The 26,925-nt window shown below is 57.8% G+C and carries 25 protein-coding genes; 6 read left to right on the top strand and 19 right to left on the bottom strand.

Annotated elements, in window-relative coordinates; all coding sequences use genetic code 11:
• Positions 1–75: 75 nt before the first annotated feature.
• The 6 genes from ACR0I1_RS13520 to ACR0I1_RS13545 form a co-directional block, all read right to left on the bottom strand.
• On the bottom strand, positions 76–486 hold the full coding sequence (locus tag ACR0I1_RS13520) for a F0F1 ATP synthase subunit epsilon (protein ID WP_170392439.1): 411 nt from the start codon (positions 484–486) through the stop codon (positions 76–78).
• A 12-nt stretch (positions 487–498) separates the two neighbouring features.
• Complete coding sequence (gene atpD / locus ACR0I1_RS13525) at positions 499–1,923, bottom strand: F0F1 ATP synthase subunit beta (RefSeq protein WP_039537698.1); 1,425 nt, start codon at positions 1,921–1,923, stop codon at positions 499–501.
• A 20-nt stretch (positions 1,924–1,943) separates the two neighbouring features.
• A complete protein-coding gene (locus ACR0I1_RS13530; protein WP_170392441.1) occupies positions 1,944–2,822 on the bottom strand; it encodes a F0F1 ATP synthase subunit gamma in 879 nt (292 codons plus the stop codon).
• A gap of 15 nt (positions 2,823–2,837) precedes the next feature.
• The gene (atpA, locus tag ACR0I1_RS13535; RefSeq protein ID WP_170392443.1) at positions 2,838–4,376 is read right to left on the bottom strand and encodes a F0F1 ATP synthase subunit alpha; all 1,539 of its coding nucleotides are present in this window, start codon (positions 4,374–4,376) and stop codon (positions 2,838–2,840) included.
• The gene (locus ACR0I1_RS13540; RefSeq protein ID WP_170392445.1) at positions 4,377–4,937 is read right to left on the bottom strand and encodes a F0F1 ATP synthase subunit delta; all 561 of its coding nucleotides are present in this window, start codon (positions 4,935–4,937) and stop codon (positions 4,377–4,379) included. It lies immediately after the preceding gene.
• 302 nt (positions 4,938–5,239) lie between these two features.
• Positions 5,240–5,974 (bottom strand): methyltransferase domain-containing protein, encoded by a 735-nt coding sequence (locus ACR0I1_RS13545; RefSeq protein WP_170401881.1) that lies wholly within the window; start codon positions 5,972–5,974, stop codon positions 5,240–5,242.
• A 61-nt stretch (positions 5,975–6,035) separates the two neighbouring features.
• Here ACR0I1_RS13545 and gloB point away from each other — a divergent pair, with 61 nt between their 5' ends.
• A complete protein-coding gene (gene gloB, locus ACR0I1_RS13550; protein ID WP_170512527.1) occupies positions 6,036–6,803 on the top strand; it encodes a hydroxyacylglutathione hydrolase in 768 nt (255 codons plus the stop codon).
• Between the two features lie 174 nt (positions 6,804–6,977).
• Entirely contained in the window at positions 6,978–9,302 is a 2,325-nt protein-coding gene (gene clpA, locus ACR0I1_RS13555; RefSeq protein ID WP_170401887.1) for an ATP-dependent Clp protease ATP-binding subunit ClpA, read from the top strand.
• Positions 9,303–9,389: 87 nt separating this feature from the next.
• Here the strand turns inward: clpA and ACR0I1_RS13560 are convergent, their stop codons facing one another.
• From ACR0I1_RS13560 to ACR0I1_RS13570, 3 genes are all read right to left on the bottom strand, one after another.
• Complete coding sequence (locus ACR0I1_RS13560; RefSeq protein WP_480706890.1) at positions 9,390–11,069, bottom strand: peptidoglycan -binding protein; 1,680 nt, start codon at positions 11,067–11,069, stop codon at positions 9,390–9,392.
• A gap of 3 nt (positions 11,070–11,072) precedes the next feature.
• Complete coding sequence (locus ACR0I1_RS13565; protein ID WP_480706891.1) at positions 11,073–12,251, bottom strand: biopolymer transporter ExbB; 1,179 nt, start codon at positions 12,249–12,251, stop codon at positions 11,073–11,075.
• Positions 12,252–12,319: 68 nt separating this feature from the next.
• Entirely contained in the window at positions 12,320–12,850 is a 531-nt protein-coding gene (locus tag ACR0I1_RS13570; protein ID WP_480706892.1) for a gamma-glutamylcyclotransferase, read from the bottom strand.
• Positions 12,851–12,917: 67 nt separating this feature from the next.
• On the opposite strand from ACR0I1_RS13570, the gene ACR0I1_RS13575 reads away from it, so the two are divergent.
• The gene (locus tag ACR0I1_RS13575; protein ID WP_170636083.1) at positions 12,918–13,919 is read left to right on the top strand and encodes a DUF2125 domain-containing protein; all 1,002 of its coding nucleotides are present in this window, start codon (positions 12,918–12,920) and stop codon (positions 13,917–13,919) included.
• On the opposite strand, the gene ACR0I1_RS13580 is transcribed toward ACR0I1_RS13575, so the two are convergent.
• The 4 genes from ACR0I1_RS13580 to ACR0I1_RS13595 all read right to left on the bottom strand — a co-directional run bounded on the left by ACR0I1_RS13580 (position 13,916) and on the right by ACR0I1_RS13595 (position 18,216).
• Positions 13,916–14,737, bottom strand: coding sequence for an extensin-like domain-containing protein (locus ACR0I1_RS13580; RefSeq protein ID WP_480706893.1), 822 nt, complete (start codon positions 14,735–14,737; stop codon positions 13,916–13,918). The genes ACR0I1_RS13575 and ACR0I1_RS13580 overlap by 4 nt on opposite strands.
• Positions 14,734–15,654: a prephenate/arogenate dehydrogenase family protein gene (locus tag ACR0I1_RS13585; RefSeq protein ID WP_170420534.1), complete on the bottom strand. Its 921-nt coding sequence runs from the start codon at positions 15,652–15,654 to the stop codon at positions 14,734–14,736. The genes ACR0I1_RS13580 and ACR0I1_RS13585 overlap by 4 nt, the downstream gene beginning before the upstream one ends.
• Positions 15,651–16,736: a histidinol-phosphate transaminase gene (gene hisC, locus ACR0I1_RS13590; protein ID WP_480706894.1), complete on the bottom strand. Its 1,086-nt coding sequence runs from the start codon at positions 16,734–16,736 to the stop codon at positions 15,651–15,653. The genes ACR0I1_RS13585 and hisC overlap by 4 nt, the downstream gene beginning before the upstream one ends.
• 64 nt (positions 16,737–16,800) lie before the next feature.
• Entirely contained in the window at positions 16,801–18,216 is a 1,416-nt protein-coding gene (locus ACR0I1_RS13595) for an aminotransferase class V-fold PLP-dependent enzyme (protein ID WP_480614993.1), read from the bottom strand.
• A gap of 103 nt (positions 18,217–18,319) precedes the next feature.
• On the opposite strand from ACR0I1_RS13595, the gene ACR0I1_RS13600 reads away from it, so the two are divergent.
• Positions 18,320–18,781, top strand: coding sequence for an Lrp/AsnC family transcriptional regulator (locus tag ACR0I1_RS13600; protein WP_170401903.1), 462 nt, complete (start codon positions 18,320–18,322; stop codon positions 18,779–18,781).
• 123 nt (positions 18,782–18,904) lie between these two features.
• On the opposite strand, the gene rpsD is transcribed toward ACR0I1_RS13600, so the two are convergent.
• From rpsD to ACR0I1_RS13615, 3 genes are all read right to left on the bottom strand, one after another.
• Positions 18,905–19,525: a 30S ribosomal protein S4 gene (rpsD, locus tag ACR0I1_RS13605; protein ID WP_170392466.1), complete on the bottom strand. Its 621-nt coding sequence runs from the start codon at positions 19,523–19,525 to the stop codon at positions 18,905–18,907.
• A gap of 212 nt (positions 19,526–19,737) precedes the next feature.
• Complete coding sequence (locus tag ACR0I1_RS13610; protein ID WP_170392467.1) at positions 19,738–20,052, bottom strand: hypothetical protein; 315 nt, start codon at positions 20,050–20,052, stop codon at positions 19,738–19,740.
• 426 nt (positions 20,053–20,478) lie between these two features.
• A complete protein-coding gene (locus ACR0I1_RS13615) occupies positions 20,479–22,761 on the bottom strand; it encodes an adenosylcobalamin-dependent ribonucleoside-diphosphate reductase (RefSeq protein WP_480706895.1) in 2,283 nt (760 codons plus the stop codon).
• Between the two features lie 129 nt (positions 22,762–22,890).
• Between ACR0I1_RS13615 and ACR0I1_RS13620 the strand changes: the two genes are divergently transcribed.
• Entirely contained in the window at positions 22,891–23,322 is a 432-nt protein-coding gene (locus ACR0I1_RS13620; protein WP_170392480.1) for a DUF1489 family protein, read from the top strand.
• On the opposite strand, the gene hisG is transcribed toward ACR0I1_RS13620, so the two are convergent.
• The 3 genes from hisG to hisS are packed head-to-tail and all read right to left on the bottom strand — an operon-like array spanning position 23,319 to position 26,596.
• Complete coding sequence (gene hisG, locus ACR0I1_RS13625) at positions 23,319–24,008, bottom strand: ATP phosphoribosyltransferase (protein WP_170401909.1); 690 nt, start codon at positions 24,006–24,008, stop codon at positions 23,319–23,321. The genes ACR0I1_RS13620 and hisG overlap by 4 nt on opposite strands.
• The gene (locus ACR0I1_RS13630) at positions 24,005–25,093 is read right to left on the bottom strand and encodes an ATP phosphoribosyltransferase regulatory subunit (RefSeq protein ID WP_480706896.1); all 1,089 of its coding nucleotides are present in this window, start codon (positions 25,091–25,093) and stop codon (positions 24,005–24,007) included. The genes hisG and ACR0I1_RS13630 overlap by 4 nt, the downstream gene beginning before the upstream one ends.
• A 3-nt stretch (positions 25,094–25,096) precedes the next feature.
• Positions 25,097–26,596, bottom strand: a complete 1,500-nt coding sequence (gene hisS / locus ACR0I1_RS13635) for a histidine--tRNA ligase (protein ID WP_480706897.1) — start codon at positions 26,594–26,596, stop codon at positions 25,097–25,099.
• A gap of 125 nt (positions 26,597–26,721) precedes the next feature.
• Between hisS and ACR0I1_RS13640 the strand changes: the two genes are divergently transcribed.
• Positions 26,722–26,916, top strand: coding sequence for a SlyX family protein (locus ACR0I1_RS13640; protein ID WP_170392484.1), 195 nt, complete (start codon positions 26,722–26,724; stop codon positions 26,914–26,916).
• Positions 26,917–26,925: the final 9 nt, after the last annotated feature.

Below are 26,925 nucleotides of genomic sequence, written 5' to 3' on the forward strand. Positions count from 1 at the left end.
GAATGGCAAAATCACGACAAAAAAACGGCCCCGCGGATACGGGGCCGTTCCAAGTGATCAGAATGTCATGAACCCTTACAGGCTCATATGCGTTCCTAGAGCTTCCATGTCAGCCAGCAACTTTGCAGCATCGTCGACGATGGTCTGATCGTCACCGGCCTTGGCCGCCTCGTGCGAAGCGCGGGCGTCAGCGATCAGATCGTCCAGATGCGAGCGTGTTACTTCAGCAACCGGAATGGCCTTTTCGGCCAGAACCGACAGGCCATCACCATTGATCTGAGCAAACCCACCGGTGACCAGGTATTCGCTGGAGCCTTCGGGTGCTTCGACCTTCAGGATGCCCGGGCGCAGAGTTGTAATTGTGGGGGCATGATCGGGCATTGCCGTCATGTCCCCGTCCGCGCCGGGAATCTGGACCGCCGTCGCGCTAAGCGAAGCAAGGCTCCGCTCAGGGCTGACGAGGTCGAATTGCATCGTGTTTGCCATCAGGGATACTCCTTAGGCGGCTTCTGCGGCCATCTTCTCCGCTTTAGCGATCACTTCTTCGATGCCGCCAACCATCAGGAAGGCCGCTTCGGGCAGGTGATCGTATTCGCCAGCGACAACCGCTTTGAACGACGCGATGGTCACATCCAGAGGAACCTGAACGCCCGGCGAACCGGTGAAGACTTCGGCCACGTCGAACGGCTGCGACAGGAAGCGTTCGATCTTACGGGCACGTGCCACTGTCAGTTTGTCCTCTTCCGACAGTTCGTCCATGCCAAGGATGGCGATGATGTCCTGCAGCGACTTGTAGCGCTGAAGGATTTGCTGAACGTCGGTCGCAACCTTGTAGTGCTCTTCACCAACGATGGCCGGGTCGAGCAGACGCGAGGTCGAGTCGAGCGGGTCAACCGCCGGGTAGATACCCTTTTCCGAGATCGCACGGTTAAGAACGGTGGTCGCGTCCAAGTGCGCAAACGAGGTTGCCGGCGCAGGGTCGGTAAGGTCGTCCGCAGGCACGTAGATCGCCTGCACGGACGTGATCGAGCCCGACTTGGTCGAGGTGATGCGTTCCTGCAGGGCACCCATGTCGGTGGCCAGGGTCGGCTGGTAGCCCACCGCCGAAGGAATACGACCCAGCAGAGCCGAAACCTCGGAACCCGCCTGCGTGAAGCGGAAGATGTTGTCGACGAAGAACAGAACGTCAGTACCGGACTGGTCGCGGAACTGCTCGGCCAGGGTCAGACCGGTCAGAGCAACACGCGCACGCGCACCCGGAGGTTCGTTCATCTGACCGTAAACCAGGGCCACCTGCGATTCCGACAGGTTGTCCGGTTTAATAACGTTCGATTCGATCATCTCGTGATACAGGTCGTTCCCTTCACGAGTCCTTTCACCAACACCCGCGAACACCGAGAAGCCCGAGTGCACTTTTGCGATGTTGTTGATCAGTTCCATGATCAGAACGGTTTTACCAACGCCGGCGCCGCCGAACAGGCCGATCTTACCGCCTTTGGCGTATGGGGCCAGTAGGTCAACAACCTTGATGCCAGTGACCAGAACTTCCGACTCGGTCGACTGTTCGTCAAAAGTCGGTGCAGGCTGGTGGATCGCACGGGCTTCGGTTGCTTCAACCGGGCCTTTTTCGTCGATCGGCTCGCCAACCACGTTCAGGATGCGGCCCAGAGTGGCGTTACCAACCGGAACCGAGATCGGTGCGCCAGTGTCGGTCACGGCTTCGCCGCGGACCAGACCTTCGGTCGCGTCCATCGCGATGGTGCGGACGGTGTTTTCACCCAGGTGCTGAGCAACTTCCAACACCAGGCGCTTGCCGTTGTTGGTGGTTTCCAGCGCGTTCAGAATTTCAGGCAGCTGATCTTCGAAGTGCACGTCGACGACGGCCCCGATGATCTGTGTGACTTTGCCTTTTGCATTCGCCATGTTTCGTCTCCGGTAGGTCTCTACAGCGCTTCGGCGCCGGAAATAATTTCAATCAGCTCGTTGGTGATCACGGCCTGACGCGAGCGGTTGAACTGGATCGTCAGCTTGTCGATCATCTCACCCGCGTTGCGTGTCGCGTTGTCCATTGCGGACATCCGTGCACCCTGTTCAGACGCTCCGTTTTCGAGCAGAGCCGAGAAGATCGCGGTGGCAACCCCCTTGGGCAGCAGGTCGGCCAGGATGGCCTCTTCGCTGGGCTCGTAGTCGAATACCGCACCGCTGTCGTCACCCGTCGCTTCGTCTTCGAACGAGGCGGGGATGACCTGCTGTGCCGTCGGGATCTGGGTCACAACGTTGACGAACTTCGAGTAGAAGATCGTGGCAACGTCGAACTCACCCCCGTCGAAACGAGACAGGACGTCCTTGGCGATGTCTTGCGCGTTGGAATACCCCAGACGCTTGACCTCGCTCAGGTCGATATGTCCAACGAACAGATCGCTAAAATCACGCTTGAGCGCGTCGCGGCCTTTTTTGCCGACGGTCAAAACCTTGACCGTCTTGCCTTTGGCGCGCAACTCGTCCGCCTTTTGGCGAGCGAGCTTGGCGATGTTCGAGTTGAAGCCGCCACACAGGCCGCGTTCAGCTGTCATGACAACCAGCAGATGGACATCATCACTGCCCGTGCCACGGAGCAGCTTGGGGGCGCTGTCGCTGCCCCCGACCGAAGCCGCCAGCCCCGCCATCACGGCATTGAACCGCTCGGCATAGGGACGCGAGGCTTCGGCAGATTCCTGGGCGCGACGCAGTTTTGCGGCCGCGACCATCTGCATGGCCTTGGTGATCTTGCGGGTCGATTTAACCGACTCGATCCTGTTTTTAAGGTCCTTAAGATTTGGCATATGCCCGCCTCTCCCTTAAGCGAAGGTTGCGGCGTATTCGTCCAGCGCAGCCTTGATCTTGTCGGAAGCGTCACCCTTGATCTTGGGATCTTCGTCCGTGATCCACTGAAGCAGGTCCGCGTGCTTGCCGCGCAGGTGCGCCAGCAGGCCAGCTTCGTAACGGCCAACATCGGACACGTCGATCTTGTCGAGGTAACCATTGGTGCCGGCGAAGATTACGCAGACGATTTCAGCGTTGGTCAGCGGCGAGTACTGTGGCTGTTTCATCAGCTCGGTCAGACGCGCACCACGGTTCAGCAGCTGCTGGGTCGCGGCGTCGAGGTCAGAACCAAACTGCGCAAAGGCAGCCATTTCGCGGTACTGAGCCAGTTCCAGTTTAACCGGACCGGCGACCGACTTCATCGAGTTGGTCTGAGCCGAGGAGCCCACACGCGAAACCGACAGACCGGTGTTCACGGCGGGGCGGATGCCTTGGTAGAACAGTTCGGTTTCTAGGAAGATCTGGCCGTCGGTGATCGAGATCACGTTGGTCGGAATAAACGCCGAAACGTCACCACCTTGAGTTTCGATAACCGGCAGAGCAGTCAGCGAGCCCGCACCGAAGTCTTCGTTCAGCTTTGCCGAACGTTCCAACAGACGCGAGTGGAGGTAGAAAACGTCGCCAGGATAGGCTTCACGTCCGGGCGGACGGCGCAGCAGCAGCGACATCTGACGATAGGACACAGCCTGCTTCGACAGGTCATCATAGATGATCAGCGCGTGGCGGCCGTTGTCGCGGAAGTATTCGGCCATCGCGGTTGCGGCGTAAGGTGCAAGGAACTGCATCGGTGCCGGGTCGGACGCGGTTGCCGCCACAACGATCGAGTAGTCGATCGCACCGGACTCTTCCAGTTTCTTCACCAGCTGAGCAACGGTCGAACGCTTTTGACCGATCGCAACGTACACGCAGTACAGCTTCTTCGACTCATCGTCGCCTGCTGCGTCGTTGTAAACTTTCTGGTTCAGGATCGCGTCCAGAGCAACGGCGGTTTTACCGGTCTGACGGTCACCAATGATCAGCTCACGCTGGCCACGGCCGATTGGGATCATTGCGTCAACCGATTTCAGGCCGGTTGCCATCGGCTCGTGAACCGATTTACGCGGAATGATGCCCGGCGCTTTAACGTCTGCAACGCCACGCTTGGTCGCGTTGATCGGGCCTTTGCCGTCCAGCGGGTTGCCCAGACCGTCAACAACGCGGCCCAGCAGCTCGTCACCGATCGGAACGTCCACGATCGAGTTGGTGCGCTTAACAGTGTCACCTTCTTTGATGTCACGGTCGGAACCGAAGATAACAACACCGACGTTGTCGCTTTCCAGGTTCAGGGCCATGCCCATGATGCCACCGGGGAATTCGACCATTTCGCCCGCTTGCACGTTGTCCAGGCCGTATACACGGGCAATCCCGTCACCGACGCTCAGCACGCGGCCGATCTCGGCCACTTCGGCTTCCTGACCAAAATTCTTGATCTGGTCCTTCAGGATTGCAGAAATCTCTGCAGCTTGGATTCCCATTTATCCGACCTCTTTCATTGCATTCTGTAGGGAGTTCAGCTTCGAACGGATCGAGCTATCGATCATTTTCGAGCCCACTTTAACGACAAGACCGCCGATGAGGCTTTCATCCACGGTCGCATTGATTGTCACGGTCTTGCCCACACGCTCGGACAGCGTCTTGGACAGTTTATCCATTTGGGTCTTGGTGAGCGCCTTGGCCGAGGCGACATCGGCGGTCACCTCGCCACGCTCGTCAGCCAGCATGTCGCGCAGAACCTGCACCAGTTGCGGTACAACGAACAGACGACGTTTCTGCGCCATCAAACCCAGCGTATTGCGCAGGATGGCATGCAGGCCCATCTTGTCCGCAACAGCGGTGATTGCGCTTTCCTGTTCGGCGCGCGAAACCAAAGGCGATGCGATCAGGTCGCGCAATTCAGCGCTGTCACCCAATGCTGCTGCCAGATCGTTGATTCCGGTTTCCAGACCTGCAAGGTCGTTATTCTCTTTAGCGATCTCGAAGATCGCGGTGGCATAGCGCTCGGCGATGCCAGTGGAAATCGAAGCTGGTTCGGACACGTCCACCCTTCCGATATTTGAGGCCCCGATTTTGAGTAGCGGCCGCTACCTTGGGGCGTGAGGAAACCCCGTCCATTTAGGGCGGGGATCAAAATCACCGGGGATGTAGCAGAGGTGTTCCAACCAAGCAATACGCTATAGCGGTAACAGTTTTATCCACAAATTATTATTTTTCATACACTTAACCCAACTGCGACCCTTTGGACCGATTGGGGCAGTTGAAAAATGTTACGAATATGCAGGTTTTTGCGATTCCTGTGACCTTTTTCCCGCATTTTTTCCGTTCAAAATGCGCCGGACTGTCACGCAGGCTTTAACAAACCATCCAACGCTTTGATCGGGCGCTTCGCTGTGTCTTTGGTAACGCTTCCGCTAGGCGGGCGAATGAGTTTACTGGCCTCAACCATAAGCACACCTCCGGCCATGACGGTTGGGATGCGTTGCCCAGTCTTCTCGATCAGGCTGCCCGATTTTAGCCAGAACCTACGGAACGAAGGCGGTAGGTAAAGCGCCGAGCAATGGTTTTCAGGGACGAAGTGGTGCGCGCGTAATTGGTTTTCCAATTGGGTTGTTGAATAGGGCTGCCCAAAGCCAAACGGCGTCCGGTCTGAGCGCGACCAAAGCCCGGCCCGGTTCGGTACGACAAATAGCACACGCCCTCCGGGCCCCAGAACGCGCCAGCATTCTTCCAGCAATTGGCTGGGTCGGTTTGAAGTTTCCAAACCATGCATCACCACCAGTTTATCCACATGGCCTGTTTCGATTGGCCACATCGTCTCTTCGGTCAGAACGGAAACATTGGGCATCCCCGCAGGCCATGGCATTACACCCTGCGGACCAGGCATAAGACCAATCACACGGCGCGCATCTTTGAGGTAAGGCCGCAATAAAGGTACGGCAAAACCAAATCCGACCACAGTTTGCCCCTTGGCTTCGGGCCAAAGATCCACCAACCGACCACGGATCGCTGCCTGGGCCGCGCGACCCAGGGTGCTGCGATAGTAGAAATTCCTCAGATCCTGCACATCAAGATGCATTGCGGACACCCGGTCAATCGGCTTAGCTGGGCGCAGTCTAGCAATGAAAGGGCAAAAGGCCATGCCTCTTGAGATCGTTACCATTCCTTGCCTCAGCGATAATTACGCCTTTCTCGCCCATGATCCGGCCAGCGGTGAGACTGCCTTGATCGATGCGCCAGAGGCAGCTCCGATTCTGGCTGAACTGGATTCGCGCGGCTGGCAGCTAAGCCATGTGTTGCTGACCCATCATCATTGGGATCATGTGGACGGGCTGGGCGACATTCTGGCGAAACAGCCCGCGCGTGTGATCGGCGCAAAAGCAGATGAGCATCGGTTGCCAAAACTCGATCAGGCGGTGGTTGAAGGTGACACATTTTATATCGGCGGTGAGCCGGTCGAGGTTCTTGATGTGTCCGGTCATACAATTGGGCACATTGCATTCTACATGCCCCAAACTGGCGTTGTATTCACCGCTGACAGCCTGATGGCGCTGGGATGTGGACGATTGTTCGAGGGCACGCCTGCGCAAATGTGGGCCTCTCTCAGCAAGTTGGCGGCCCTGCCCGATGAAACAATCGTGTGCTCAGGCCACGAATACACACAGGCAAACGCCAAGTTCGCCCTGACCATCGATCCCGACAACCCAGCCTTGCTTGACCGCGTGGCCGATATTAATCGCGCCCGCGCTGCTGGAGAACCTACTGTGCCTTCGCTTTTAGGCCTGGAAAAGGCGACAAATCCGTTTCTAAGGGCCACTGATCCGGCGATTCAGGCCCATCTGGGCATGGAAAACTCTGATCCCGTGTCCGTATTCGCCGAAATTCGAGCCCAAAAAGACAGCTTTTAACCCGTTTCAAGCCCCAATCACGGCCACGGTCACAACAAATGTGACTGTCAAGTGAAAGAAAACCCTTGAAGCCGGGGCGGGATCAACCAAACTCTAATAGTATGAGGACATGGTTGGGATGGGGATCCGGCCTGCAGCCCGCCCCCTTCCGGCCCAATACAGAGGAGCACCCGCGTGCCTTCATTCTCGAGCACACTTGAACAAGCCATCCACGCGGCCCTTGCGGCGGCGAATGAGCGGCGACATGAATTCGCAACGCTAGAGCATCTGCTGCTGGCGCTGTTGGAAGAACCCGATGCGGTGCGCGTCATGAAAGCGTGCAGCGTCGATCTGGACGAGTTACGCAGCACCTTGGTCGAATTCATCGACGAAGATCTGTCAAACCTCGTCACTGATATCGACGGGTCCGAAGCCGTGCCCACGGCAGCCTTCCAGCGTGTCATTCAGCGCGCCGCGATCCACGTTCAAAGCTCTGGCCGCACAGAGGTGACCGGGGCCAATGTACTGGTGGCCATCTTCGCCGAACGTGAAAGCAACGCAGCCTATTTCCTGCAAGAGCAGGACATGACCCGTTATGACGCGGTAAACTTCATCGCACATGGTGTGGCCAAAGACCCGGCCTATGGAGAGAATCGTCCTGTAACGGGTGCTGATGAAGCCGAAGAAGAGGCTCAGACGACATCTGGTGACGCCGAGCAAAAAGAAAGTGCGCTTGGCAAATATTGCGTTGATCTGAACGCCAAATCACGCGCCGGTGATGTAGATCCGCTGATCGGACGCTCGGACGAGGTTGAACGCTGTATTCAGGTGCTGTGTCGCCGGCGCAAGAACAACCCGTTGCTGGTAGGTGACCCCGGTGTCGGCAAAACCGCCATCGCCGAAGGTCTGGCGCATAAGATCGTTGCGGGCGAGGCCCCGGACGTGTTGTCGGAAACCACCATCTACTCGCTCGATATGGGTGCCCTGCTTGCGGGAACTCGCTATCGCGGCGATTTCGAAGAGCGTCTGAAAGCGGTTGTGACCGAATTGGAAGAGCACCCTGATGCAGTTCTCTTCATCGACGAGATTCACACTGTGATCGGAGCGGGTGCAACCTCGGGCGGAGCGATGGATGCGTCGAACCTGCTGAAGCCAGCGCTTCAGGGTGGCAAACTGCGCACCATGGGCTCGACCACGTATAAAGAGTTCCGTCAGCATTTCGAAAAAGACCGCGCGCTGAGCCGCCGATTCCAGAAAATCGACGTGAACGAGCCGTCGGTCGAGGACAGTGTCAAAATTCTGCGCGGTCTGAAACCATATTTCGAAGAGCATCACTCGATCAAATATACTGCCGACGCGATCAAGACAGCTGTCGAATTGTCGGCGCGCTATATCAACGACCGCAAACTGCCCGACAAGGCCATCGACGTGATCGATGAGGCCGGGGCAGCGCAGCACCTGCTGGCCGAAAGCAAACGTCGCAAGACCATCGGCGTCAAAGAGATCGAGGCGGTGGTTGCCAAGATTGCGCGTATCCCACCCAAGAACGTCACCAAGGATGATGCCGAGGTTCTGAAAGATCTCGAAACCTCGCTGAAACGCGTGGTGTTTGGTCAGGATGAAGCGATCGAAGCGCTGTCCAGTGCGATCAAACTGGCGCGCGCCGGTCTGCGTGAGCCCGAAAAACCCATCGGCAACTATCTGTTCGCTGGCCCCACCGGTGTTGGCAAAACAGAGGTGGCGAAACAGTTGGCTGACACGCTTGGTGTTGAACTGCTGCGTTTCGACATGTCGGAATACATGGAGAAGCACGCGGTCAGCCGTCTGATCGGTGCGCCTCCGGGTTATGTCGGGTTTGATCAGGGTGGTTTGCTGACCGACGGTGTCGACCAGCACCCACATTGCGTCTTGTTGCTTGATGAGATCGAAAAAGCGCACCCGGACGTATTCAATATCCTGTTGCAGGTGATGGATCACGGCGAATTGACCGACCACAATGGCCGGACGGTGAATTTCCGCAACGTGGTCCTGATCATGACATCGAACGCAGGTGCGCAGGAGCAGGCGAAAGCCGCCATCGGCTTTGGCCGCGACCGGCGCGAAGGTGAGGATACCGCAGCGATCGAACGTATGTTCACGCCGGAGTTCCGCAACCGCCTGGACGCTGTGATCTCATTTGCACCACTACCGAAAGAGGTCATTTTGCAGGTCGTTGAGAAGTTTGTCCTGCAGCTGGAAGCACAGTTGCTGGATCGTGGCGTGACCATCGATCTGACACCGCGTGCCGCCGAATGGCTGGCCGACAAGGGCTATGATGACAAGATGGGTGCGCGACCTCTGGGTCGTGTTATTCAGGAACACATCAAGAAACCTCTGGCCGAGGAACTGCTATTCGGCAAACTGGCCAAAGGCGGCGTGGTCCGTGTCTCGATGAAGAAGGGCGAGCTGAATCTGGAAATCCTGGGCCCCGATCAGCCCCGCATTCCGGGCGACAAGCCCCCGCTCTTGACAGCGGACTAACCTACAGCCTCTATAACGAAAAACGCCCGCCTTTTCGGTGGGCGTTTTTCTTGTTTGGCAGGTGATCCAAGGTGGTTCGAACCAGCCTTACCGCTCTGTCAGCTTCAACTCGATCCGACGGTTTTGCGCGCGCGCCTCGGGTGTGTCGGCGGGATTAACGGGTTGGAATTCTCCGAACCCGTTTGCGGCCAAACGATCAGGTGGAATGCCGAGCGCGTCAACCATGTAGCGCACCACAGAAAGGGCACGGCCCTGGCTGAGCTCCCAGTTGTCGCGATATCGTCCGCTGCCTGCAAGTGGCACATTGTCGGTGTGACCATCGACACGGATGACCCAGTTCAACCCTTCGGGTATTTCTGCGGCAACGCCTCGCAGGATATTGGCAACTTTGGCAACCTCCTGACGACCTTCCGCAGACAGGTTTGCGGACCCGGTGGCAAACAACACCTCAGACGAGAACACGAAACGGTCACCTTCGATGCGCACGCCATCCTGATCACCCAGCACATCGCGCAGCCGCCCGAAGAATTCCGAGCGATAGCGCTGCAAATCCTCGGCCTGTGCGGCTAGTTCCTGATTTTGGCCCGCCAGTTTCTCGGCCTCGGCTTCCAGCCGAATACGTTCAGCCTCTTCCAGCAGTCGGCGACGGCGTTCTTCCGAGGCTGCGCGCGCTAGAGCGGCATTCAGATCCTGGCCCAGCGTCTGTATCTGGATCTCGGCGGCGGTATTACGTTCTTCGTAATCGTCTAACAAAGCCTGCAGCGATCCCAACTGGCTGCGCAGGGCTGCCATCTGCTGATTAAGCAGCGCGGTCTGACGTTGCGCTTCGGTCGAGATTTCCTGTTCCGATGCAAGCGCCTCTCGGGCGAGCGCCAGCAGCGCCGCGCGCTCCTCGGCCAGCGACCTTTGTTCAGCTTCATTTGCTTGTGCTTGGGTTTGGGCATCCAGCGCCGCCTGCAGTTGTTCCCTCAGTTCTTCGGCATTGATCTCACCGAACTGACGCTCAAGCTCTGCCTTGGCAGCCTGTGCCGCAGCTAGCAAAGTCAGGGTATCCTCGGCTTCCTTTCGCTGCGCTTCCAGCGCCAAGGTCATCGCTGTCAGTTCAGCATCTGCATTCTGCAATCGATCACGCAACGCCTCAGCAGCGGCGGCTTCGGCCAGACGCGCGGCCTCTTCCTCGGTCAGTTGCTGTTCTAGCTCGGATATCTGAGCTGCCTGTGCAATTTCGCTGGTTTCTAGTTCGGCGACGAGAGCTTCAAGTGCTTCGCGTCGAGCCGCGGCAAGGCGGGCGGCTTCGGCCTGTGCGTCGATTTCTTGTCTGCTTTGAGCAAGTGCCAAATTCAAGGCATCTTGATCATTTAGCAACTCATCGCGTTGCGTTTCTAGCGCGGCGATATCCCCCTGCGCACGCGCCTGATCAGCCAGCAAAGCCGCGACCTGTGCTTCAAAGTCGGTTATGCGGGTTTGTGCCTGCTCCAGATCGTCTTCGACCTGATTAAGCGTTGCATTCAAGTTTCCAAGACGCGCTTGAAGACGGCTGTTTTCCCGCTCTTCCAGCCCCAGCGCCCCGGCCAGCGCAGCGATTTCGTCGGACAGCGCCGTCAGTTCATCCTCTTGCCCCGAAATGGTTTCGCGGAGCACAAATTGCACGACCATGAAGATGGTCAGCACAAAGGTCAGCACCATCAACAATCCCGTCATCGCATCCACGAAGCCGGGCCAGACAGAGCCCGAAAATCGTTGACCTGTGCGGCGGGACAGCGCCATGGGTTACTCTCCTTCCGGGGGGGTACGTACGGCGCCCCGTGGCAAAGTCAACGCTTTGACCAGTAGCTCAAAATCCTTGCGCAGTTCGTTCATGCTGTCCTGACGACCAGCGGAGATTTCTTCGAGTATACGCAGCAACTGAACATCCATCGACCGCAGGCGCATGCGGCTTTCCGCATCGATCCCCTCGCCCGCGCCGTGATCGCGCATGTGATCCAGCAAAGCGTCCTGCCCCAGCGCCACACGTTCAAGCGCAGCCGTAACACCTTCGGTCTGGGCCTGACGCTGGTTCATTTCCCCGATGACATCGACCAATTGCCCCAGCTTGGCTGATACGTCCGTCCGATCAGCCTCTTGCGCCGAGAACATGTCCTGCAGTGCATCCATTTGTTCAGACATGGCGTCCAGTACTGGGGTCAGCACGGCCAGTTCCGCGCCGCCCTCATCGCCCGCAGCAAAGCCAACGCGGGTGATTGAGGACAACCATTCTTCCAATTCGCGATAGAACCGGTTCTGGCCATGGCCCGCGAATAGTTCCAGCAAACCGACGATCAAGGATCCGGCCAGACCCAGCAATGACGACCCAAAAGCAACGCCCATGCCCTGCAGCTGCGCTTCCAATCCTGTCATCAGACGGTTGAAGACGGCCAGACCTTCTTCACCTTCCTGCGGGTTCAGGCTGCGGATCGTATCAACGATGGCGGGGACAGTGGTGGCCAAACCAAAAAATGTCCCCAGTAGGCCAAGGTAGATCAGCACGTTGGTGATGTAGCGGGTGATCTCGCGCTCTTCTTCGACCCGTTCGGCGACGGAATCGAGGATCGATCGGGTAGAGCTAGAGCTGATCTGAGACCGCGCCCCGCGTTCCCTCAACAACGACGCCAGTGGGGCAAGCAGTTGCGGCGGGCCCACATCGTCACGTTCGACCCCTCCGGCAAAGGCTTCGATCCAACGAACCGATCCGATCAGCTGTGTGACTTGCAGAAAACAGGCAGCGACACCGATGACAAAAACCAGCAAAATGAACCCGTTAAGATACAGATTGGCCTGAATAACCGGCAGCACATATGGCAACGCCATGAACACGCCAAGTCCTGACAGCCCTATTGCGATCAGCATCATCAAAATCTGACGGATCGGTTGTGAGAAATGTGGTCTCACGCCCTGTTGTGCCTGCGCCATGCGCGTGGCTCCTGGTATTGTCTGCTCTGGGCTGAACCTATCGAAGTTCGCCCCGTGAAGCCAAGAGTTTATGCGCTGATTGTCCGCACCCGTTGCGACAACCACTCAAGATCAGGGTCGTGCAATCCGATCTCGGTCAAGTGCGAGGCAGTATTGTAGAGATATTCGGTATTTGGCCCACGTCCGCCAACCGCGTGGGCGATGATCTGAGCCTGCTCTTCCAATGGAAGACCGCCGCAATACTGAACGTGGTGAGCATCGATGACGTAAGTCACTGCCTTTACGATCTGCCCGCAGTCCAGTTGCACGTCCAGCATCCGCTCCAGATAGGCTGACGAGATCAGCTCACGCTCACGCAATTCAGCCAAAGTGCGCTCTTCGTGACCCGCCTCGACAGAAAGCGCCAATCCAGCGCAATGCGCGTCTGGCTGTTCGTCCAGCGCCAATACCAAACCGGGGTCTTCTTCCGTGCCGCGATGGTGGATAGAGCGCATGCAAAACGACCGCGCATATCCGTGCAATTTAGCGCGTTCGCTGCGTGCCACCGGAAAGCCCGGGTTCCACAGCAGCGATCCATATCCGAATACCCACATCGTCATTGCACTGGTCCTTGCCCGTTTGGCCCTATAAACATCAAATCCGAGGCAGGAAAAAGGGCCATTCATCATGCGCCGTCTGATACGCGTTTTCGTATTTATCGCCCTCGCGTGGAGCGCCTACTGGTTTGTCGCCGGTTATGGTCTGCGAAACGCCCTGACCGGTTGGTTTGACCGGCAGCAAGAACTGGGCTGGCAGGCCGAATTCTCGGACGTGTCGACGGCAGGATATCCATTTCAGCACATCACACGCCTCAATAATCCCGCTTTGGCCGATCCGGTCAACGGAACGGCGTGGAGTGCGGACTGGGTCGAGTTCCAAAGCCCAGCAATCTGGCCCGGCCGCCAGATGCTGCGCTTTGCCAGTACGCCGCAGCGCCTTTCCTATTTCGACCAGACCACGACCGTTCAGGCCGAAGCGCTACAAGCCGAATTGCAGCTCCAACCCGGTGTCGCGCTGGTGCTCGAGAAAATGGCGCTGAACTCAAAGCGCTGGCTGCTGACAACCGAAGGTGATCCGCAAGCCGGAGGCCAGTCGCTGAGCCTTGTGATGGAGCAATCTGGAGCGCCCGAAAGCTATGGGATTACTGCGAAGATCGACGGATTTACCCCCGGCGATGATCTGAGACGCCTGATGCGTTCAGCATCGACCCTGCCGCAATCGTTCGAAACGCTGGAAATGGATATGTTTGTCACTTTCGACAAACCGTGGGACCGCACCGCACTTGAGCAGCGTCGCCCCCAACCCGTTGCGATTGATCTGCGTTTGGCAGAAATGAAATGGGGTGAGCTGCGTCTGTTCGCCACCGGCGAACTGGAAGTTGACGAACAGGGCATTCCAACGGGTGAAATTGCGATGAAAGCCGAAAACTGGCGCGACATGATCGCGATGGCAAACGCCGCAGGTGCGCTGCCGGATCAGGCAGTCGATCCTGTGACCCGTGCATTGGGCTTCATGGCTGGACTGGGTGGCAACCCAAATGCGCTGGATTTACAGCTGAATTTCAGAGATGGGTTCGTCGCCTTGGGTCCGTTGCCCCTTGGTCCTGCCCCGAGACTGGTACTGCGTTAACGGCAATAGGTGCCGCTGCGGTAGCGCGCGGTGTCTAGGTGGAAATGATCCCGATGGTAGCGATCAGAGTTTGGTCCGAGAACCGTGCCAAATGGCCCACACGCGCCGCGCCATACCTTGGTCAGTTGCTTCTTGGACGGATTTTTGCGCCAGCCATTCAGAACCGTCACCACCTCACCATCGGCCATCTTGAAGCCCGAAATGTCGATGGCGCGCCCTTTACCATGCTCAGAAATCCGCGCCCCTTTACGGTTGTTACGTGTTCTGCAGGCGTAATGCGCGGCGACCTGTAGCTCGACCACCGGACCTCGGCGTTTGAACGTGGGCTTTACAGTTTTGTCGACCCAATTATTCAGCGCCTGTGCAGTGCCGCAATCCATCGTCGCTGGGCGGCTCAGCCCGACCCCCGATACTGAGGTGATTTGCACTGCATCCTTAATCCCGCAGGCTTTGATCTTGCCCTTCACACGTCCAACCGGCTTACCCTGAATATCGATATCGCCACAGACTGAACCCTTACGCAGCTTGCGTTTCTTAAGAAAGACGCGTTGTTCCAATTCTTCCGGGCGCACAAACGGGCGGATCGAATTCTCGGGCCCGAGCAATGGTAATTCAGCGGGACGGGCTGCAGCGGCCGTTACCTGCGGCGAAGCGGGCCGTAGCACAGGCCGGATGTTGGGGGTGAGGATTGCCACCATCGCTTGGGTGGTTTCCGGGCGCGTCAACGGCACAATAGAAGTTTCAGGCGCCGCCGCATTTGCAGTCGTTGCCGCCAAAGCAACGCAGAAAATCAAATGGCTGCAACCGATCTTTCTCATGTCGATGTTTTTCCCCGCCCGAAATCTGGCGCATCCGTATCCTGGCCCGCATCAATGATGCCGCGGCGGATCGCCCGTGTGCGCGTAAAGTAGTCGAACAATTGCTCTCCGTCACCTGTTCGGATGGCCCGCTGTAGCGCAAAGAGCTCTTCCGTGAACCGGCCCAGAATCTCCAGCGTTGCGTCTTTGTTGGTCAGAAACACATCACGCCACATCGTCGGGTCCGAAGCCGCGATGCGGGTGAAATCGCGGAAACCAGCTGCCGAATACTTGATGACTTCGGTGTCTGTAACCCGCCGGAGATCATCCGCAACACCCACCATCGTATAGGCAATCAGGTGAGGTGCGTGCGAGGTGACCGCCAGCACCAAATCATGATGCGCGGCGTCCATTTCATCGACATTCGATCCCAGACCCTCCCACAAAGCCCGCAGGCGAGCGATCGCATCCGGATCGGAATCTTCGACCGGCACCAACAGGCACCAACGGTTGTCGAACAGTTCGGCGAAACCCGAATCAGGCCCGGAATGCTCGGTCCCAGCCAGTGGGTGCGCCGGAATGAAATGAACGCCATCAGGTATGTGTGGTGAGACGGCGTCAATCACGTGACGCTTTACCGACCCCACGTCTGAAACGGTGGCACCGGATTTCAGAACCGGTGCAATCTGCTGCGCCACAGGTCCCATTGCGCCAACCGGAACACACAGAACCACCAGATCAGCACCCTCGACCGCCTCTTCCGCGGTCTCGCAAACCCGGTCACAAAGGCCGATCTGGCGCGCCGTCTCGCGGGTTGCCTCGGATCGCGCATAACCCGTCACTTCGCCCGCAAGCCCAGCCCGTTTGATCGCCCAGAACATGGACGATGCAATCAGGCCCAACCCGATCAGCGCAACACGGTCGTAAATCTGGCTCATACAGCGCCCCCTTTGAACGCAGTAATCGCTGCAACCACGCGACCGCAGGCGATTTCGTCGCCTACGGTGATCCGCAGCGCGTTTGGCAGGTTGTAGCCCGCGACCCGCCGCACGATCAAACCCTGCGTTTTCAAATAGTCATCGCAGGCTTCCGCCTCGGCCCTGTCAGCAAAACGGGCGAGGATGAAATTCGTGCATGACACATCGGATGAAACGCCGACCTTCGCCAGTTCATCAGACAACCAAATCCGGAGGCGTGCATTTTCAGACAGGCAGAACCGCAGATATTCCTCATCCCGCACGGCGGCCTCAGCCGCCGCAAGAGCCGTCAGCGACAGGTTGAACGGCTGACGAACGCGGTTCAGCACATCAATAATCTCTTTCGCCGCATAGCCCCAGCCAACGCGCATCCCACCTAGACCGTACACTTTCGAAAACGTCCGGGTCATGATGACATTGCTAAACCGGTCCACCAGCCCTGCGCCTCCATCGAAACCATCGACAAATTCGGCATAGGCACCATCCAGCACCATCAGGCAATCGGCTGGCAATGCATCCGCCAACCTCTGCAATTCGGCGTCAGAGATCATGGTTGAAGTAGGATTTCCCGGATTGGTCACAAAGACAATCCGTGTCTGCCCAGTGACCGCGGCAAGGATGCTATCTACGTCTACACGGCGATCTCTCTCGGGCACCATGACCGGGGTCGCGCCAGCCATTCGCGCGATGATCGGATACATGGAGAATCCATGCTCGGTATATATCACCTCATCACCCGGACCAGCATAGGCCTGCGCCACGAACTGCAACACTTCATCACTGCCGACACCGCAGATGATCCGATTGGAATCCAGTCCGTGCCGTTCAGAAATTGCGGCGCGCAGGCTGGAATGATCGGTGCTGGGATAACGATGCAGCGAAACGGCACTTTCGCGCACCGCTTCGATCGCCTTGGGACTTGGCCCAAACGGGTTTTCGTTGGAACTCAGCTTGATGACATCCGCAACACCGTCAACATGCGACTGTCCGCCCTGATACAGCGCGATGTCCATTATGCCGGGTTGAGGTGTGATCTGGTTCATGAGGGGCTCCACTAGCTTGGCCCCTCATACCTTTCTCAACGGGTTGAGAAAAGCGGCAATTATCTTACGCCGCTTTGAAGCGCGCCGTCGCCGGATCGGCATTGTAGAATGGGACGAACTCCTCGGTCCGGCGCGACAGCTCGTTAACGCTGTCGATGATGAACTGAACGGTCTCTTCGCTCATGAGGTACGAGAAATTCAATCGCACCCAACCCGGTTTCTTCATTTCCTCACCCTCCGACAGGGCCGCATGCAATTCTTCCGACGTTGCCCGATCAATGCCCAGCAAACGATGCGCATAGGGCCCGGCACAGGCACAGCCGCCACGTGCCTGGATGCCGTAGATATCGCTGAGCATCCGGGTAAACAGCTGCTGATGCACTGGCTGCCCATTCCGATCACACACGAGGAACGAGAATATCGGCAGGCGGTGTGCATTCTCGGCACCTAGCAATGTCAGATGTGGGTTGTTGGACCACCCATCCAACGCCAGGTGGTTACACTGCGCTTCACGCTGCGCGATCTCATCCGTTCCAACCGCATCTTTCACGATGAAGGCCAAGGCCGCACGAATGTCTCCGATCACATTTGGTGTACCCGCCTCTTCTCGTGTCGCGAGATCGACGCTGTAGTCGTGTCGCCAAGGCGAGACAAAGCTGACAGTCCCACCGCCGGGCCAACTCGGACACGTCCGCTTCACAACGCATTGGTTAACGACCAGAACACCCGACGCCCCCGGCCCACCCGGAAACTTATGCGGAGAGACCACGATCGCGTCCTTCCGCGCATCTTCCGGCCCCATGTCCATTGGCAAATAAGGTCCACCACCCGCATAGTCCCATACCGCAAGCGCACCATGCTCTTTCAGCATCCGCGTCACTGGATCAGGGTCGGTGATGATGCCGGTGACGTTTGACGCCGCTGAGAATGACCCAATCACAAGATCGGAATCTGCGTGTTCGATCAGCACTGCCTTTAGCGCCCGCATATCGGGACCGCCGTCAACGGCTTCTGGAATCTCGATCACCCGCGCCTTGCTTTCACGCCACGGCAGAATGTTCGAATGATGCTCATACGGACCGATCAAAACGACCGGCTGATTAGCCTCTTGCACTCCCAGCAGACTAACCAGCCGGTTGAGACCCGCTGTAGCGCCAGACCCGGTAAAGATCACCGCGTCCTCTTCCTTGGCGCCAACTATGCGGGCGATCTCGGCCCGCGCCTCGCGGCGCAAACGGGTTATATAGGAACCGCAATAGGAGGCTTCGGTGTGGCTGTTGGCATAGAACGGCAACACATGCTCGGCCACGAAATTTTCGACCTGTCGCAACGCGCGACCCGAGGCAACGTAGTCCGCATACACAAGCGGCACGTCCCCATGCAGACCCGGGATGAGTACCCCCTCACCGATCAGCCCATCACGCAGAGTATTTCCGTGAGCAGCAGATTGAATTTCTGCGCGAAAGTTGGACAAGGTCATTACACAGGCTCCATATTGCTAACTCCAATATGATTGATCCATCCTGTGGAAACCTCACAATTTTATGCTTTATATGTCCGGATTTTGTGTCATATGAGTTTATATGGAGAAAAAATTAGATCAAATTGACACGCGTCTTCTGAAGGAACTGCAAAAAGACGCAACACTTTCCCAGCGAGAATTGGCAGATAGGGTCGGCCTGTCCCAAAATGCCTGCTGGCGAAGAATAAAGGCCTTGAACGACACAGGTGTCCTGCAAGGTTCTACGGCGCGCATCGCGCGTGAAAAGCTTGGGCTGAATCTGGTGGTTTTCGTCATGCTGCGCACGCGCCACCACTCTGCCCAATGGTTGCAGGCCTTTCGCAGTCATGTCCTGACCATTCCTGAAGTGGTCGATTTCCATCGCATTGGCGGCGACTATGACTATCAACTCAAGGTCGTTACAGAAGATATGGCCTCTTACGACAAAGTCTATCAACGCCTCATCGATAAGATCGAACTGGACAGCGTCACCTCCTATTTCGCAATGGAGGCCATTGCCGAAAGTCGCCCGCTTCCTATCTGATCCGCCTCTTCATCTGGCCAAATATATCTCGGGGGAGTCGCGCAGCGACTGGGGCAGAGCCCCATCAAAACAAAAAAGACCGCGCTGAAAGCGCGGCCCTTAAACTCAACAGGTCGGCGAAGATTAGTTCTTCGCGTAGAATTCGACGACCAAGTTCGGTTCCATCATAACCGGGTAAGGCACATCGCTCAGGCCCGGTGCACGCACGAAGGTCGCGGTCATTTTCGAGTGGTCGGCGTCGATGTAGTCAGGCACATCACGCTCGGCCAAGCCGACAGCTTCCAGGACAACCGCCAATTGCTTGGACTTGTCACGCACTTCGATAACGTCGCCTTCTTTGACGCGGTAGGACGGGATGTTGACCCGCTTGCCGTTCACTTTAACGTGGCCGTGGTTCACGAACTGACGTGCGGCGAACACGGTCGGAACAAACTTGGCGCGGTAAACAACGGCGTCCAGACGACGCTCCAGCAGACCGATCAGGTTTTCACCGGTGTCGCCTTTGACACGCTCAGCTTCTGCATAGATGCGGCGGAACTGCTTCTCGGTCAGGTCGCCGTAGTAGCCTTTCAGCTTCTGCTTGGCACGCAGCTGCAGACCGAAGTCAGACAGTTTACCCTTGCGGCGCTGGCCATGCTGGCCAGGGCCGTATTCACGACGATTAACCGGGGATTTCGGACGACCCCAGATGTTTTCGCCCATCCGGCGGTCGATTTTGTACTTGGCAGACGTGCGTTTGGTCACGGCTGATCTCCTTCTTTAGATCGAGGCCCCGATGGGCCACTATGAAGGGCGTTGTCCTCTTGAGGTTTCCCCCATGACAGGCATCCCCTCGCGGGGGCCACCAACACCAATGAAGTCGCGCTTATATCCCTGCTTCGGCCAGAGTCAACACGCCAGAGCAAGCAAAGGGTAGGATTTCTGCTTAGAGTTGGAATCTTTCTGAGAAGTATCCGTTATTCAGCGGCCCAACCGGCAGTATTTGATAGACTTACCGGCACTGAACTTGCATTTGCACGAGCCGCCGGGAACACGACAACCTTGTCGTCATAACCGCTGTCAATCTCAACAGGTTCAATATGCGAAGCTGCCGAACTGACCCAGAAATCTTGATCAGGCTCAGGGTATCCATCCTCAAACACAAGCACCAGAGACGCTTCGTTCACCTCACGCACCAGCTCGGCAACGAAAGTCTGAGCCCCGTTTGACAACTCGATCTTGGCACTTTCGTTGATCTCGCCGGGGTTGGCGAAACTGGCTCCGGCCGCCAATATAGATCCCAGACCGGAGGAGCCTGCGTGCAGCGCAACTTGGTCAGCACTTGCGGCGAGTTGGACCGCTCGCCCCCTCCAGGACCAAGAGCTACCAACGCGCAAGTGGGCCAAAGGCGCCGCCTCAAGCCCGTCAACTTCCGTCTGTGTCCAAAATATTGCTATCCGACCGTTACAACCGGTTCTCATCTGTCCGCCCGCACTTTTACTCATCCCACAAGTAACTGTGCTTGTGTATCAACGAAAAAATGGGCGGAAAAGAGACCGAAATGCAGCAATCACGAAAATGTTGCTAAAGAACAGCCTCATATTGATACTTTTCGTCGAATGTTGGTGAACGTCTGGCGCACCGCGCTAAGTTCGCTTCGATCCGAAGTCCGCGAAGATAGCCGACTTTGATTGATTGCAGATAGCTTTTACGCCAAATCAGCCACACTTAGAATAACCGCAGCTGCGGCAGGTCATGCAGCCTTCGATCATCACCATGTCGAACTGACCACAGGATGGGCAAGCCTTGCCACGCGGGGCGTCCATGTTGACCACCTGCGCCCGAGGGTCGGATTTCAGGCCCATGCCTTCGCCCTCAAGGAAGCCGATATTGACCATGTGTTGCTCGATCACGCCGCCAATCGCGGCCAGGATGGACGGAATGTACTTGCCTTTAACCCAGGCCCCGCCGCGCGGGTCGAACACAGCTTTCAGTTCCTCGACCACAAAGGACACATCGCCACCGCGTCGGAACACGGCCGATATCATCCGGGTCAAAGCCAGCGTCCAAGCATAATGCTCCATATTCTTCGAGTTAATGAACACCTCGAAGGGGCGACGGCGTCCGCCAATGACGATATCGTTGATTGTCAGATAAATTGCGTGCTCGCTGTCCGGCCATTTCAGCTTGTAAGTCGACCCTTCAAGCGATTGTGGGCGATCAAGCGGTTCGGACATATAAACGACCTCGCCCCCGTCAACCTCATGCGGGGCATCCGCGCTTTCACCTGGCGCTTTGTCGTCGCTTTCCGATACGCTCAGAACCGAGCCGGTCACATCGTTTGGCCTATAGGTCGTGCAGCCTTTGCACCCCTGATCCCAGGCCTGCATATAGACGTCTTTGAAGGCGTCAAAGCTGATATCTTCGGGACAGTTGATCGTCTTCGATATCGAACTATCGATCCACTTTTGAGCCGCCGCCTGCATTTTTACGTGATGGGACGGGCTTAGTGTTTGCGCATTCACGAAATATTCGGGCAATTCGGCGTCGCTAAACTTGTCGCGCCACATCTGCACCGCATAGTCCACAACCTCTTCTTCGGTGCGCGAACCGTCCTTTTGCAGCACCTTGCGCGTGTAGGCATAGGCAAAAACCGGCTCGATCCCCGAAGATACGTTGCCCGCATACAGCGAAATCGTACCCGTCGGCGCGATCGAGGTCAGTAGCGCGTTGCGGATGCCGTGTTCGCGGATTGCGTCGCGCACATCGTCATCCATCTGTTGCATGGTGCCGCTGGCCAGATATTTCTCGGCGTCAAACAGTGGGAAAGCGCCCTTTTCCCTCGCCAAATCGACCGACGCCAGATACGCGGCGCGCGCGATTGCGTGCAACCAGCGCTCGGTCTGACGCGCCGCCTCGTCCGAGCCGTAGCGCAGACCCAACATCAACAGCGCATCGGCCAGACCAGTCACGCCCAGCCCGATGCGGCGCTTGTCTTGCGCCTCGGCTTCTTGTTCGGCCAGCGGGAATTTCGACGCGTCCACCACGTTGTCCATCATGCGAACGGCGGTGGCCACCAGCTCTTGCAAGGCCTCCTCGTCCAGATGCGCGGCATCCTCGAACGGCTCGGCAACCAACCGTGCCAGATTGATCGAACCCAGCAGACAGGCACCATAAGGCGGTAGAGGTTGTTCTCCGCACGGGTTGGTCGCCGAGATCGTCTCGACGTAATTCAGATTGTTCGCCTGATTGATCCGGTCGATAAAGATCACGCCCGGCTCGGCATAATCATAGGTGGCCTGCATGATCTTGTTCCAAAGATCGCGCGCCTGAACGGTGTGATAGACCTTTCCGTCAAATACCAGATCCCACGGTCCATCGGCCTTGACGGCCTCCATGAATGGATCGGTGACCAGAACCGACATGTTGAACATGCGCAAACGCGCCGGGTCGGATTTCGCGGTGATGAACTGTTCGATATCCGGATGGTCGCAGCGCATGGTCGCCATCATCGCACCACGACGCGAGCCTGCAGACATGATCGTGCGGCACATGGCGTCCCAGACGTCCATAAAGCTTAGCGGGCCCGAGGCATCTGCCGCAACCCCTTTCACATCTGCCCCACGCGGACGGATCGTCGAGAAATCATAACCGATCCCCCCGCCCTGCTGCATGGTCAGCGCGGCCTCTTTCAGCATGTCGAAGATACCGCCCATGCTGTCGGGGATCGTCCCCATCACAAAGCAGTTGAACAGGGTTACCTGTCGCGCGGTGCCCGCCCCGGCGGTGATGCGGCCAGCAGGAAGGTATTTGAAATCCTCTAGCGCCTCATAGAATTTTTCTTCCCAATGCGCCGGGTCTTCTTCCACACGCGCCAGATCACGAGCTATGCGCCGCCAGCTGTCCTCGACTGTCTGATCGATGGGCGTACCATCCGCCTGTTTAAAGCGGTATTTCATATCCCAGATCTGCTCGGCGATGGGGGCGGCAAAGCGGCTCATTGGTGATTCCCTGTGCTGAAAGAGGCATTCAGATTAGCCCAGATCACATCTAAACCACAACACCTTGATGACAAGCGCATGAGGGCTACAATATAGGGATCACCCTTGGGACGACTCTGTGGGAAAGCTGTGGATAAGTACGTAAACCTCATCAAACTTTCGGTTGGGTCAGAAAGCGTCGACACGCTGATGGCGTGGCAAGACAGCCGCAAACCACTCTATGAGGACGGATACCCGCGCCACGTCACCCGAATGTGGCCCAAGCGCGACGCTGAAATTCTGAATGGCGGGTCGATCTATTGGGTGATCAAAGGTGTGGTCCAGTGCCGCCAGCGCATCCTGCGGCTGGATGAAGTCCGTGGTGAGGATGGCATCCGCCGCTGCGCCATCGTCCTGGACCCCGAAGTACACAGAACGCAGAACGCTCTGAAGCGTCCATTTCAGGGCTGGCGGTATCTCAAGCCTGAGGACACCCCTGCCGACTTGCCTAAAAATCGCGAGCAGGACGATGCCCTGCCCGACGATCTGAACCGCGCATTAGCGGAAATTGGGGTGCTTTAGGCCAACCTGTCCAGCAGCTCATTCAAAGCCGTCTTTTCAGCCGCATCGTATTTGGCCACGCGGCTGCGCCACAGCGTGGCCTGCGATTGCAGGATCAACCCATCCGACAGGATTTTCAGGTGGTTCGCCCGCAGTGTTTCCCCGGTCGAGGTGATATCGGCAATCGCCTCGGCTGTCTCATTCACCACCGTCCCCTCGGTTGCGCCCTGGCTGTCGACCAGCGTGTAATCGGCCACTCCCGCTTCGGTCAGGAATTCGCGGACCAGACGGTGGTACTTGGTAGCGATCCGCAGCCGATGGCCATGCGCCCTGCGAAAACCTGCCGCCGCTGCATCCAAATCATCCAGAGTGTCCACGTCGACCCAGCAGGCTGGGGTTGCGATGATAAGGTCCGCCTTGCCGAACCCCAAAGGTGCAACCTCTTCCACCTGCTGCTCCCAGCGCGGCAGCTTTTCATGCACAAGATCGATGCCGGTCACGCCCAAATGAATGCGTCCCGCCGCCAGCTCGCGCGGAATCTCTCCTGCAGACAACAGGATCAGCGAGACGCCACCAATCCCATCAACCTTGCCCGCGTATTCCCGGTCTGATCCGCTGCGCGACAGTGTAATGCCGCGCTTTTCAAACCATGCGAAGGTCTTGTCCATCAACCGGCCCTTCGAAGGCACACCGAGTTTCAGGCTCATTGTGCAGCCTCCTCGATTTCGAGCATCAGGTCCGGGCGGATCACGCCGCCAATTGCCGGAATCTCGGCTCCACCACCCAATTGCCTGGTCAGCGCATCATAGCGCCCACCGGTCGCGACCGGTGGCAGATCAGGGCGGCCTTCGGCGTAAAAGCCGAATACAAACCCGTCGTAGTACTCCATCGAGGTCCTGCCATAAGACGCCTCAAAATCCAGTGTATTCACATCCACGCCACGCGCCTGCAGGGCTGCGATACGAGCTTCCAAACGATCCAAAGCAGATGTGATCTGTGGCAGATCAACCGCAATGTCACGCAGTTGTTCCAGCGCGAAAGGCATGGTTTCGCGCACATTAAGCAGCGTCTCCAAACCGGCCAGTTCATTGTCCGAGATCGGCGGCGCAGCGCGGTCTTCGCGCAGGGCTTCAATCCGGTCGAGGATTTCCGGCGCGCGGCGTTTACCGATCATGGGCACGTCAATCGCCAATGGGTCGACCGCGTCAAGCAAAGCATCGCGCCCCTCGAGACTTGCTTTGCGTCCGGCATATCGGTCCAGCAAAACGCGGAACCGGCGAGGCCGCCAGAGATGCCGCATCAGTGCAGCCTTACGACGGCTAGTGGTCTTGAGACCCTCAACAGCAGCGATCAGAATACCGATATCACCTGTCGCTGCCCGCAAGGGCAGCCCGCGCAATTGCAGGGCAAATAACGAAAACACCTCGGCATCGGCTCCGGCGGGGTCTTCGCGATCAAATACTTCGTAGCCGACTTGGATATACTCATTAGCACGATCCGGATCGTGTTCCTGACGGCGGAACACTTCGCCGGAATAGGTGTATCTTGCTGGTTCAGCCCCATCGGACATGTGCATCTGTACCACCGGCAGGGTGAAATCTGGGCGCAGCATCTGCTCACCCCGCAGCGCGTCCGAGGTTACGTAAGCACGGGCGCGGATGTCTTCTCCATAGAGGTCCAGCAGCGTCCCGGCTGGCTGCAGCAGAGGCGTATCAACCACCTGCGCGCCCGCCGCCTCGAACCGGACACGCATCATGGCGGCGCGGGCCTGTATTTGGGAACGGTTCGGCATGGGTCAGTCCTGATTGTCCAGAATCTCGCGCACCTTAGCGACCAGATCGCCGCGGGGCACTTCGAACTGGCTGGGCCGTTCTTTCCATTCCTCAAGCGTGGCGCTTTCGGCAATCTTGGCGCCAAGGATCAGGTCCTTGATCTGTACGATCCCATTTGCCTTTTCGTCACCGCCTTCGATCACCGCAATTGGAGAGTTCCGCTTGTCCGCATATTTCAGTTGGTTGCCAAAGTTCTTGGGGTTGCCCAAGTAGACCTCGGCCCGGATTCCGGCATTGCGCAGTTCCGCCACCATCGCCTGGTAGTCCGCCATGCGATCGCGGTCCATCACGGTCACAACCACTGGGCCGGTGGCCTGCGCCGCGATCCGCCCCTTTTCGCGCAAAGCGGCCAGCAATCGGTCAACACCGATGGAGATGCCGGTCGCAGGTACTTCCTGTCCGGTAAACCGCTTGACCAGATCATCATAGCGACCACCACCCGAGACCGACCCGAATTGCCGCTTGCGGCCCTTCTCGTCGTATATTTCGAAGGTCAGTTCGGCCTCATAGACCGGCCCGGTGTAATAGCCGAGGCCACGCACGACCGAAGGATCAATCTCGATCCGGTCCGAACCATACCCGCCTGCATCCAGTAGCGCACCAATCTGCTCCAACTCAGCGATCCCGTCCGCACCGATCTTGCTGTCACCCACAGCGGCGCGCAGGTTGGCCAGCGTTCCGGCGATATCTGCAGCTTTAGAAGTCAGGAAGGCAATCACCGGCTCGGCCTGATCACCGCTAAGACCAACACCATCGATAAAAGCGCCAGAGGCATCCAGACGGCCTTTGGTCAAAAGCTCACGCACACCAGCCGCGCCCACCTTGTCGAACTTGTCGATCGTGCGCAGAACATTATCTCGGGCGGCGGCGTCTTCACCCAAACCCATCGCTTCGAGCACGCCATTCAGAACCTTGCGGTTGTTGACGCGCACCAGGTAATCGCCGCGCGGGATGCCGACGGTTTCCAGCGTGTCCGATAGCATTGCGCAAATCTCGGCATCCGCAGCCATCGAAGCCGTGCCGACCGTATCCGCATCACACTGATAAAACTGGCGATACCGCCCCGGCCCCGGCTTCTCGTTCCGCCAGACCGGACCCATCGCATAGCGGCGATAAGGCGTCGGCAGATCGTTGCGGTGCTGCGCATAGACACGGGCCAAAGGCGCAGTCAGGTCATAGCGCAGGGCCATCCAGTCGCCCCCGGAACCTTTTGAGCCGCCTTCGTCAAACTCCTGCCATGCGAACACGCCCTCGTTCGGGCGGTCCACGTCGGGCAGGAACTTGCCCAACGCCTCAACCGTTTCAACCGCGCTGCTTTCCAAGGCATCGAACCCGTAACGATGATACACACCCGCAATCGTCCGCAGCATCTCGGTGCGCTGCGTGACTTCCTCGCCGAAATAGTCACGGAACCCTTTCGGCGTTACGGCCTTGGGGCGGGGCTGTTTCTTGGGCTTGGCCATGTGGGGCGTCCTTGGGATTTAGTGTTCCGCGCGCGGTCTATCCCATGGCCCGCATCGGAGCAAGGCGGGGTTTCTCTGGCCAGGGCGTCACAGGGTCGCTATGAGACGCCTATAAGGAGAGCCCCATGCAGCATCTGGAAGAGCAGATCGCCCATCTGACCCGCACGGTCGAAGAGCTGAACTCGGTCGTCACAAACCAACAGAACGAGATCGACCGCCTGACCCGCCGCGTCGAGATGTTGCTGCAGCGTGAAGCAGAACGCGCGCAGGAAGGTTCAGGCGGAGTTGTGTTCGGAGACGAACGCCCGCCGCATTACTGAGGGCAAGCT

The organism is Ruegeria sp. B11 (assembly GCF_056539785.1).